The organism is Streptosporangiales bacterium (assembly GCA_009379955.1).
Classification (GTDB): Bacteria; Actinomycetota; Actinomycetes; order Streptosporangiales; family WHST01; genus WHST01.
Genome location: WHST01000071.1, coordinates 23,794 through 34,858 on the forward strand (window position 1 = coordinate 23,794; position 11,065 = coordinate 34,858).

General features: G+C 69.0%; 8 protein-coding genes. 4 read left to right on the forward strand and 4 right to left on the reverse strand.

Going from position 1 to position 11,065, the window contains the following annotated elements:
* Positions 1-106: 106 nt before the first annotated feature.
* Together GEV10_20055 and GEV10_20060 are read right to left on the reverse strand one after the other, a co-directional pair.
* Positions 107-2,104, reverse strand: coding sequence for a GTP-binding protein (locus GEV10_20055; protein ID MQA80741.1), 1,998 nt, complete (start codon positions 2,102-2,104; stop codon positions 107-109).
* A 134-nt stretch (positions 2,105-2,238) separates the two neighbouring features.
* Complete coding sequence (locus GEV10_20060; protein ID MQA80742.1) at positions 2,239-3,426, reverse strand: family 43 glycosylhydrolase; 1,188 nt, start codon at positions 3,424-3,426, stop codon at positions 2,239-2,241.
* Between the two features lie 211 nt (positions 3,427-3,637).
* On the opposite strand from GEV10_20060, the gene GEV10_20065 reads away from it, so the two are divergent.
* Positions 3,638-5,335 carry a sulfatase-like hydrolase/transferase gene (locus GEV10_20065; protein MQA80743.1) on the forward strand — a complete coding sequence of 566 codons (1,698 nt, stop codon included), beginning with the start codon at positions 3,638-3,640 and terminating at the stop codon, positions 5,333-5,335.
* 44 nt (positions 5,336-5,379) lie between these two features.
* Here GEV10_20065 and GEV10_20070 read toward each other — a convergent pair whose 3' ends face one another.
* Entirely contained in the window at positions 5,380-6,003 is a 624-nt protein-coding gene (locus GEV10_20070) for a helix-turn-helix domain-containing protein (protein ID MQA80744.1), read from the reverse strand.
* A gap of 78 nt (positions 6,004-6,081) precedes the next feature.
* Between GEV10_20070 and GEV10_20075 the strand changes: the two genes are divergently transcribed.
* From GEV10_20075 to GEV10_20085, 3 genes are all read left to right on the forward strand, one after another.
* A complete protein-coding gene (locus tag GEV10_20075) occupies positions 6,082-7,104 on the forward strand; it encodes an FAD-binding protein (protein MQA80745.1) in 1,023 nt (340 codons plus the stop codon).
* A 306-nt stretch (positions 7,105-7,410) separates the two neighbouring features.
* Positions 7,411-8,733 (forward strand): aspartate--tRNA(Asn) ligase, encoded by a 1,323-nt coding sequence (gene aspS / locus GEV10_20080; GenBank protein ID MQA80746.1) that lies wholly within the window; start codon positions 7,411-7,413, stop codon positions 8,731-8,733.
* A 49-nt stretch (positions 8,734-8,782) separates the two neighbouring features.
* Positions 8,783-9,439: a maleylpyruvate isomerase gene (locus GEV10_20085; GenBank protein MQA80747.1), complete on the forward strand. Its 657-nt coding sequence runs from the start codon at positions 8,783-8,785 to the stop codon at positions 9,437-9,439.
* A 45-nt stretch (positions 9,440-9,484) separates the two neighbouring features.
* On the opposite strand, the gene GEV10_20090 is transcribed toward GEV10_20085, so the two are convergent.
* Positions 9,485-10,768, reverse strand: coding sequence for a hypothetical protein (locus GEV10_20090; GenBank protein ID MQA80748.1), 1,284 nt, complete (start codon positions 10,766-10,768; stop codon positions 9,485-9,487).
* Positions 10,769-11,065: the final 297 nt, after the last annotated feature.

Consider the following 11,065-nt stretch of genomic DNA (forward strand, 5'->3'; position numbering starts at 1 on the left):
ACCACTCGCTCTCGCGAACCGCCCAGGCCGCAGCCTAGCGTCTCGCCGGCGCGGACTGCTCAGTCCTCGAGTGTGTGTGAAGGGCACCCTGACGTCTAGCGATGCTTCAGGCGCGTGTCACCCGGCGCTGCACCTTCAGCAGGTACTCCTTCCTGTTGAGCGGGTCGTTGTCGGACCGCGGGCGGCTCGGCGTTGTGCCCCGCACCGGTTCGTAGCGGTCGAACGCGGACTCCAGGACGCCCTCGCCGCGGGAGAGTCCAGGCAGCTGCTGCTGCAGCTCGTGCACCCGTGCCGCCGGGATGTCACCCTCCAACACGCAGATCGGCCCGCGCATCGCGGGCGCGTGCGGGACTGCGCGCAACGCCGCCAGCGCGGGCAGCATCCGGCCGAGCGTGTCCGCGGGGATCTCCAGCCGGAACCGGTGCATCGGCTCGTGCACCTGCGTCCCCGCCTGCGCCAGCGCGCTCATCAGGACCAGCGGAGTCAGGTGGCGGAAGTCACCGGCGGTGCTCGACATGCTCTTGTCGAAGGTGGCGTGGGAGTGGCTCTGCCGCGGCCAGTACCCGGAGTGGACCAGGGTGACCGAGCAGTCGATGACCTGCCAGCCGTGCAGGCCCTGGTTCAGCGTCTCGCGCACGGTCTCCTCGATCGCCTTGCGGAACGCCGACGGCAGCGCCCCCGGCTCGATCTCCAGGCCGTACCGCACCCCGGCGTCGAGCGGCGCCGGATCGACCCGCAGCCCCACGGTGGCGAGGAACGGGTTGCCCGGTGTCTCGCCGATCTCGACCGCCGACCCCGTGCCGACAGGACGTTCGATGCAGATCGTGGTCGTCTCCCTGAACTCGACGTCGAGGCCGAACTCGTTCGCCAGGGTCGCCTGGATGACCTCCTTCTGCACCTCGCCGTACAGGGAGACGGACAGCTCCCCCCTGACGTCGTCCTGCCGCAGGTCGATCAGCGGGTCCTGCTCGGCGAGCTGGGTGAGCGCCACGTGGAGTGCCCCCTTGTCGGAGGCGCGGCAGGGGAGCACCACCGTCTCCAGCGTCGGGGGCGCGAAGTAGTGGCGCTGTCGCTCGGCGACGGGCGAGGTGCCGATCTCGTCGCCCACCCGGATGTCGGCCAGGCCCCAGAGCATGCCGATCTGTCCGGCGGCGACCGACGGGCGCCGGACGTCCGAGCCGTCCTCGAAGACACTGACGGCGGTGACCTTGCCCTCGCCGCCACGGCCGAACCGCAGGACGTCGCGCGTCCGTACCGTTCCCGTGAACATCCGGACGTACGCGATCTTCTCGCCCGCCGGACCGCGGTCGACCTTGAACACGGTGCCCGCGACGGGACCGTCGCCGGAGTGTGCGGCCGCGGGGAGCAGTCCGGTGATGCCGTCGGTCAGCGCGTCCACGCCTGCGCCGGTGATGGCCGAGCCGAAGAACACCGGGTGCACCAGTGCCCGCCCGGTCTGGACGGCGAGCGCGTCGCGGAGGTGGTCGTACGAGACCGTCGCGTCGTCGTCGACGTACGCGGCGAGAAGGGCGTCGTCGTGGTCGGCGACCAGCTCGACGAGCTCGGCGGTGAAGCCGACGTCGTCGGCGCCGTACGGCGTGACGGCCGCCGCGCGCGTGCCCAGGCCGCTGGGCCTACCCATCGCGACCACGCCACGAGCGAGCTTCTCCGCGATGCTCTCGACGAGACGCTCGCCCTGCGCTCCACCGCGGTCGATCTTGTTAACGAAGATCAGGGTGGGGATGCGCAGCCGCTGCAGCGTCCGCATCAGCACCCGGGTCTGCGCCTGGACGCCTTCCACCGCCGAGACGACGAGCACGGCACCGTCCAGGACGCTGAGCACCCGTTCTACCTCGGCGATGAAGTCCGGGTGGCCGGGTGTGTCGATGAGGTTGACCGTGACGTCGCCGACGACGAACGACACCACGGCCGACTTGATGGTGATGCCGCGTTGTCTTTCGAGCGCCAGCGAGTCGGTCTGGGTGCTGCCGTCGTCGACGCTGCCGACCACGTCGATGACTCCGGCCGCGTGGAGCAGCCGTTCGGTCAGGCTGGTCTTACCGGCGTCGACATGCGCCAGGATTCCGAGGTTGAGCGTACGCACCGAGCGTCATGTCCTCCGGGTAGGTGGAGATTCCCTTCTGGGTCGACATGAACGCTGCTCGCATCTCTCGGACTCCTTGGTCAATCGGTCGTTGCCCGGTAGTGCACCAGACGGTCGCCACCCAGGCAACCGAATTACTCCGGCACGACACTCCACCGGTCACCCTGGAGGCGCAACCGGCCGACCAGGCTGTACCGCTTCGAGTGCTTGGTGAAGGTCTTGTAGTTCCAGACCGCGCGCATCCCACCGTGGCCCCGGGCGCGGAAGACCGACATGCCGCCCGGTGCCTTCTGGTTACGCGGCAGCTGCGCGATCGGCTTGTGCGCACCCGTCAGACCGCCGTCGCCCACGTAGCCGAAGTACGGGCGGTCGGGTCCGGGATACGGCCGGCACGAAGAGATCGGGTCCTTGCCGCACTTCGCGATCCCGGTGGCGTACTTCTTGGTGCGCCAGGAGTTGCCGGAGTAGAACAGCCACCAGGTGCCGTCACCGGCGCGGATCATCGAGGGGTTCTCGATGATGTGCGTGCCGTGGTCCGTGTTGCCCTCCCAGGTGACGGCCCTGGAGGTGAGCAGAAGCTTCCTCTTGACGACCTTGCGCACCGACGTGTCCAGTCGTACGACCGAGATCGCAGTCTCCCGTCCCGTCGTCGCGGCGTCGTCGCGGAAGGTGACGTAGAGGTTGCCGTTGGACCGCCCGACGAACGCGTCGGCGTCGATCGCCCAGCCGCCCTTCCGGCAGAACATGGGGGTGTCGCGCGGGTGGAACCTCCCGCGTGCCGACGTCGAGGTCGCGACGCCGATGCACTTGCGGCCGCGGGCCTCCGGATCGGCTGCGGAGCCTTTCTGGCTCGCGGTGTAGAACATGTAATACCTGCCGCGATAATGCACCACACTGGGCGCCCAGATGCCCAAATTATGGTTCACCCATTTCCCTGGCCCGCCCGGGAGTGCGTCGCCTTTCACCTTCTCGGCGTACCCGACCCGCGACCCCTTGCCGTGCACGACGTACGGGACCCAGCAGTTCTTCGGCTGCTTGACCGTGCCCATCCGCTTCGGCTTGCCGCAGACGGAGCGCGGAGCGGCGGTCGACGCACCGTAGGTGATGTACCCGTCACCACTTGCGTTGGCGATCGTGTCGGGCCCGGTCACTGGCAGAGGTCCCGGCCGGTCCTTCGCCGCCGGTGTGGCCGCAGGACTGGGAATCAGCGACGCCGAGGCCGGCACCGTCATCGTGGCCACCATGCAGAAGGCGGCGCCGATGCCGAGGAGGGCGCGACCCCGGTGGCGACGAGGGTCTCGATGGAACCGAACCCGACGCATGAGTGCGCACTCCCTCCGTGGGCCGCCAGATCGAGCCCAGGTCACCGAAGGTACCGCGTTCGGCGGGATGACAAAGCGCCCTTACGAAACCCGAACAATGGCCTGTGACGGCCATGTGTTCGGTTCCTGTAAGACGTGGACCGACGCACTCCCGTAACCCTGCCGGCAGGTGTAGACAGATGCCGGTCCATTCTCAGCAGGGAGCGTCGGAATGCGAAGAGGGAAGCTCAGAGCGGTCGTCGCGCTCACCGTCGGCATGGCGATGTGCGTCGGTCTCGCCGGGGTCTCGGCGGCGACACCGTCGGCCAATGGAGCCGCGGCCGGAGCGGGATCGGCAAAGGTGCCGATGCCGCCGAACGTCGTGCTGGTGCTGCTCGACGACTTCTCCAACGATCTCGTCAAGACGATGCCGAACACGCTCAGGCTGCGGCGCGACGGTGCCTACTTCCCGAATTCGTTCGTCGCGGACTCGCTGTGCTGCACGTCGCGCAGCGCCCTGCTGACCGGCCTGTATCCGCACAACAACGGCGTCTGGACGAACACGCCCGCGCCGAAGGGGGAGAAGCAGGGCGGCTGGAAGGCGTTCCACGACAACGGCAACGGCGCGAAGACGTTCGTCAACGCGATCAACGAGCGCAAGGGGCGTAGCTACCGCACCGCGTTCCAGGGCAAGTACCTCAACGGCTACGCGGGCAAGCAGGGACACCCGGTGCCGCCGGGGTGGACGCAGTGGAACGCGATCCTCGGTGCCGGATACCAGCAGTGGGACTACAAGATGACCACGACCGAGGTGAAGAACGGCAAGCATGTGATGGGCAAGCCGGCTTCGTACGGGAAGGCCGACGGGGACTACGCCACGACGGTCCTGGAACGACGCGCCGCCCGGTACATCGAGGACAGCAGGCGTGAGTACAAGGAACGCCCGTACTTCCTGGAGATCGCGCCGTACGCCACACACAGCATCATCAACGGCAAGCGTGCGCACAAGGGCGACCCGATGTTCCCGCCCGCACCGCGGGACCGTCCCGGCGGGAAGTCGGACGGCAACTGTGGCGCACAGGACTGCTCGAAGCTGCACGCCCGCGACCTGCCCGGCTACAACGACCCCACCAAGGACAACCGGCCGCGGTTCGACAGCGGGAGGTACGGACCGCACTGGCAGAGCGACCAGCCGATGGGCGACGACGGCGCGAAGGCGACCAAGCACCTGCGCGACCGGGCACGGATGTCACAGGCGATCGACCGGATGGTCGGGACGATCCGCGCCAAGGCAGGACCGAACACGTACATCATCGTGACCTCCGACAACGGCTTCCACCTGGGACAGCACCGCGCGCGGCTTGGTAAGGGCACCGCGTACGACTACGACGTCCGCGTCCCGCTGATCGTGTACAAGAAGACGGCGGACAAGGCCAACCGCCTCACCCCCGGCCCGCGCTCGCAGGTGGTGTCGAACATCGACCTCGCACCGACCATCCGTGACCTGAGCAGGACGTCACTCGGGGAGCACCGCGACGGCATCTCCTTCGCCGACGCCCTGCGCAACCCGAAGAGCACGAAGGGGCCGCGCTACGCGTTCGTCGAGCACACCAGGCCGGCGGCCAAGGGCAAGGACGCCAGCCGGGATCCCGACCTGCAGAAGGGCAGGGGCGGGACATCCAGCGTCCCGTCGTACGTCGCCGTACGGTCCAAGGATGCGGTGCTGATCCGTTACGACATCCGCGGGACCGGGCAGCCCGCGTGGGAGTACTACACGTACGACCGCAGCAGGAAGGACGGCCTGGTCGAGATGACCAACACCTATCTCGGCGCCAGGGGCACCGACCGGGTCAAGAGCATGAAGGCCGCGCTGAACAGGTTCACCGGCTGCGACGGGCGCGAGTGCCGAGCCGCGCGAACACTGCCGTAGCGACCGGCCAGCGCAGCGTTTCGTACGCCCACGACAACGGTTGGCTACAGCGCGTTGCCGTGGCGCCGGTCGGGTCGTTCGGGTGGGGGTGCTGCCTTGGGGCGGGCGCGGAGGTGTGCGCGTTCGCCCTGTCTACCGAACAGGCTGAGGAACTCGACCGGTTCGGCGTCGGAGGCGCCGAACCAGTGCGGTACGCGGGTGTCGAACTCGGCCGCCTCGCCGGGGGAGAGCACCAGATCGTGGTCGCCGAGGACGACCCGCAGCCGTCCGTTGAGGACGTAGAGCCATTCATAGCCCTCGTGGGTCTGTAGGTCCGGTTCCCTTCGGCCGCCGGCCGGGATCACGAGCTTGTACGCCTGGATGCCGCCGGCCCGGCGGGTCAGGGGCACCATGGTCATGCCGTGGTGGGTGACCGGACGCAGGTGGATGCGCGGGTCGCCGGTGGGTGGGGCGCCGACGAGCTCGTCGAGCGTGACGCCGTGCGCTCTGGCCAGGGGGAGCAGGAGTTCGAGGTTCGGCCGGCGGGCACCGGACTCCAGTCGGGACAGCGTGCTCACCGAGACGCCGGTCGCCGCCGACAGGTCGGCCAGCGTGGTCTCACGTTGTCTGCGCAGCGCCCGTAGCCGGGGTCCGACCGCGTCGAGCGCCTGGTCGAGGTCGTCGTCCATGCCCGCCAGTTTGCCAGACCGGCAATATAGTTTGCCATCTCGGCCGTTGGGCTCGCATGGTCGTCGTGGGAGGTGGTCATGGTGACCGATCAGCTGAGGGACGGCTACGACGTGGTGGTGGTCGGCGGTGGCGCTGCAGGGTTGAGCGGGGCGCTGATGCTGGCCAGGGCACGCCGGTCGGTGGTGGTGGTCGACGCGGGCGCCCCGCGCAACGCCCCGGCCGCGGGCGTGCACGGGCTGCTGGGCAGGGAGGGGATCCCGCCGGCCGAGTTGCTGGAGCGCGGCCGGGCGGAAGTCCGTGGCTACGGCGGTCACGTGGTGTCCGGCGAGGTCGGCGCCGTAGCGCGTGAGGGCGACGGGTTCGCGGTGACGCTGGCCGACGGCAGGTCCGTCAGGACACGTCGGCTGCTGGTGGCGACCGGGTTGGTCGACGAGCTGCCGGACATACCGGGACTGCGGGAACGGTGGGGTCGGGATCTGGTGCACTGTCCGTACTGTCACGGGTGGGAGATCCGTGACCGGGCCATCGGTGTGCTGGCCAGCGGGCCGCTGTCGGTGCACCAGGCGTTGCTGTTTCGCCAGTGGTCCGACGATGTCACGTTCTTCACCCACACCATGCCGCCGCCGACCGGCGAGGAGGCGGAGCGACTGGCTGCCCGCGGCATCCGCGTGGTGGACGGCGAGGTGGTGTCCCTGGAGATCGTCGAGGACCGCCTCGAGGGTGTACGGCTGAGCGACGGCACGGTGGTCAGCCGCGAGGCCGTGGCGGTCTCGTCGCGGATGGTGGCGCGGGCCGGATTCCTGGCGAAACTGGGACTGCGGCCGGCGGCACATCCGTCGGGGATCGGTGAGTATCTCCCCGCCGACGCGACCGGCCGCACCGAGGCGCCCGGGGTGTGGGTCGCGGGCAACCTCACCGATCCGGTCGCCCAGGTCGGTACCGCCGCGGCGGCGGGCGCCGGAGCGGCAGCCCAGATAAGCGCCGACCTGGTCGCCGAAGAGACCCGACGGGCGGTCGCCGCGTACCGGGATCCGTTCTCGGCAGAGTCCGAAGCGCGTGTCTGTGAACTGGTGATGGGCGACCGGCGCCACGGCCTGTGAACCAGGCCCTATCCTCGTGGTCAACGCGTCGATGGAGACGAGTAGCCGCGGACAACGCGAGCGAAGAGAGCTGCCGGTAGCTGGGAAGGCAGTCTCGCGCCCTCGGTGAAGACCCTCCTGAGTGCGGGGAGGAACGGCTGTTCCCGGCCCCTCGGGTCGGGCAAGCCTCATGCTCCGCCGGTTGGCATCCGTGACCCGGCCGGAACGAGGCCGCCACCGTGGTGGCGGCGAAGGCGTGGTGGCACCGCGAGCACCCTTATCGCCCACGCTCCCAAGGGATCATGACGAGTCCCTCGGAGGACGGCGATGATCCACCCGACGAGCCGCGTACTGGTCGCCGACCTACGGCGGCACCTCGACGAGACCGTGAGTGTCTGCGGCTGGACGACGACGCTGCGGCTGCAGCGGACGATGCAGTTCGTGGTCGTACGAGACCATTCCGGCACGGTGCAGGTCACCCATCGACGCGGCGGCACCGGCGACACCGTCGAGGCGGAGCTCGACGGTCTCACCACCGAGTCAGCGGTGCGCATCACGGGCCGGGTCGTGGACAACCCGATCGTGAAGCTCGGTGGACTTGAGCTGGTCCCCGAGTCGGTCGAGGTGCTCAACCGGGCCACATCGCCGCTGCCGATCGACGAGCACACCGGGATCGAGCAGCGCCTGGACTGGCGCTTCCTCGACGTGCGCCGCCGCCCGGCCGCGCAGCTGTTGTTCGCCGTGCAGGCCACGCTGGAGCAGGGCATGCGCGAGTACGCCTACGCGAACGGCTGCACCGAGATGCACACCCCGAAGCTGATGGGAACCGCCTCGGAGTCCGGGGCGGCGGTCTTCCGGCTCGGCTACTTCGACCGCAGCGCGTACCTGGCGCAGTCGCCGCAGTTCTTCAAGCAGATGGCGATCGCCGCCGGCATCGACCGGGTGTTCGAGATCGGACCGGTCTTCCGCGCCGAGCCGTCGTACACCGCCCGGCACGCCACCGAGTTCACCGGCGTGGACGTGGAGCTGGCCTGGATCACGGACGTCGAGGACGTGATGGTCTTCGAGGAGCGCATGCTCGCCCACGCGCTGAGCAGGGTCGCCGACGCTCACGCCGACGCGGTCACCGAGCAGTTCGGCGTCGAGGTCACCGTTCCGGACACGCCGTTCCCGCGGATCACGATGGCCGAGGCCCACCGGGTCCTGCGTGGCGCCGGCTGGAACCCGCGGGGGGACAAGGAGGACCTGGACCCGGAGGGCGAGCGGCTGCTGGGCGCGCACATCAAGGAGACGAGAGGGCACGACTTCGTGTTCGTCACCCAGTACCCGGCGAGCATCCGGCCCTTCTACCACATGCGACCGGCCGACGAGCCGGACACGACGTCGAGCTTCGACCTGCTGTGGAAGGGGCTGGAGATCACCACCGGCGCCCAGCGCGAGCACCGCTACGACGTACTGACGAGGCAGGCGGCGGAGAAGGGCATGGGCGTCGAGCCCCTGCAGGACTACCTGAACTGCTTCCGCTTCGGCTGCCCGCCGCACGGCGGCCTCGGCATGGGGCTGGGTCGGGTGATGATGGTGCTGCTGGGGCTGGAGTCGATCCGGGAAGCGACGTTCCTCTTCCGCGGCCCGAACCGCCTCACCCCGTAGCGTCCACGTGCGCTTGTCCGTCATCGCGGCACCGCACTACCGTGCCGATGTGGATCTCTTCGCACGCTCGTGGACGGCCTTGCGCACGGCGGTCGCCGAACTCCCGGACGAGGACTTCGCGCAGCCGTCCGGCTGCACCGGCTGGCTCGTGCGGGACCTGGTGTGCCACCTGGTCATCGACGCTCAGGACGTCCTGATCACCCTCGTGACCCCTGCCGAAACGGAACCGACCCGCGACGCGGTGACCTACTGGGACGTCGCCGAAACGCCGCCGACCGGCGACGACCCGCTCGACGCGCTGACCGTCCGGCTGGCCGCCGCGTACGAGGAGCCTCGGCTGCTCAAGTTCCACGTCGACGACGTCGGCTCCGCCGCCGGCCGCGCCGCCGAGCTCGCCGATCCGGGCCTCCGGGTCGGCACCCGCGGCGAGGTCCTCACCGCGGGCGACTACCTCTCCGCGTACATCCTGGAGTGGACGCTGCACCACCTCGACCTGGTCGCGCACCTCCCGGACGCGGCGGAACCGCCCGCGGAGGGGCTCGCCCGGTCCCGCGAGATGCTGGAGAAGATCGCCGGTACCGCGTTCCCCGCGTCGTTCTCCGACAAGGACGCGCTGCTGGTCGGCACCGGACGGCGTGCCCCGACCGACGCGGAGAAGGCCGAACTGGGCGAGCTGGCTGCGAGACTCCCGCTCGTCCTCGGCTGATCGTCCGGCTGAACGGGACCGGCCCGACTAATCGGACGCAGGACACTAGGAGCCTGCGAGAGCGTTGTCGAGCCTGTTCAGGAGTGCTCTCGCGTCGGCCTCGTCCTCAGGGGAGACGGGAAGGGGGCGGTCCGAGTCGCCGAGATTGGGAATGTCGGCCTCGTTCGGGTCGTCGACATAGGTGTCGCGCAGCCACTGGGCCAACTCGTCGCGGACCTCTCGCGCCCTCTCCACGTAGTCGACGCCGCCGATCGACGACCCACCGTGAGTGGCCTGGAACCGTGCCGCCTCGCCGATGTCGGTCAGACCGGCCTGGTACATGGGGTCGTCGGGGTGCAGGTAGTACCTGCCGGCCAGATAGTCCAGCACGACGTCGTCAGGGTGGAACCTCCCCAGGTGCGGGTTGACGGGCGCGTAGAGATCCGTGTACTCCGTATGAATGCCGGCGCCGATGACGTCCTTGAGTGTCAACACCTTGTCGGCGATCTTCAGCACCTTCGAGTGTGGCAGGAAGTAGGAGCCGAGATCGGCCAGCTCGCTGAAGTCCCCCTTGGCCAGACTGACAGGGTTGGGTAGGAGAGAGTCCCACAGCTCCCCGAGCGCGTCCGACGAGCTCCACTCCGCGGGTATCTCCTTCCAGGACTCCGGTGACTCGTCGGACCAGAACTCCATGGTCTCGTCCGCCAAGGTCACCGTTGCCCTCGCGAGCTCGCGGGTCGCCAGGTTGTACGCCAGCGCCTCGGCGCTGGCGTTCGCGGAGAAGACCGGCCTGCTGTTCAGGATCCGGTCGAGCAGTGCCTTGGCGGTGAGGTCGGCGGTCTGGGCGTAGTTGAGGACGGTGCGGACCTTGCTGGTGAGCTGGTTCTCCGCCCAGAAGAGCTGATCGGCCACGTCGTCCGCGGCGTTGAGCTCACCGTCGTTGGGACTCACCAGAATCGTGACGGCGCCGTCCGCGCTGATCTGTACTCCCTGGAACGCCACCTTCGTGGAGCTCTCGGCCACGGACCGCCCGACCCGTTCTGCGTCGGTCTCGGACTCCTCGAGATCCTCCTTGGCCTTGCTGATGGCCGTGTACAGGCTGTACATGGCACGACCGCCTGCCTGCATCTGGAGTCGAGAGGTCTCCAGCGCGACGGAGTTGATCTCCATGACGTAGGCAGCCTGCGGCTGGCCCTCGCCCGTCCAGGCCGCACCGCCCTGGACCGCGCTTCCGACCTCGCTGTCGAAGTAGTCGTACGCGTTGGCGAGATACGGCTCGGCGGCGTCGAAGCCGAAGTCCAGCAACGCCTGCGGGTTGACGGTCTTGAGCGTGTGGTAGTCCAGGGTCACGTCGCACACTCCGAGTCGCTACTGATTGATGTTCACCGAGATGTCGGGAAGGTCCGGCACGGGCCCGACGTAGCGGCCGGCGCTGTCCTCGTCTGCGGTGCGGACGACTGCCGCCGTGCTACGCAGCTTCGTGCTGAGCACGTGCATCATCGTGCTCGCCTGACCAACCTATGAGGTCGAAGTCAAGTCCGGGCTTGAGGTGAGCTTGGGCATGGTGGGCTGGCTCACCGGCTGGATGCCGCTGAGCTTGGTCGTGGGTGGATGGTGGTGCGTCGCTGCGGGCGGTGCCTCGCGCCC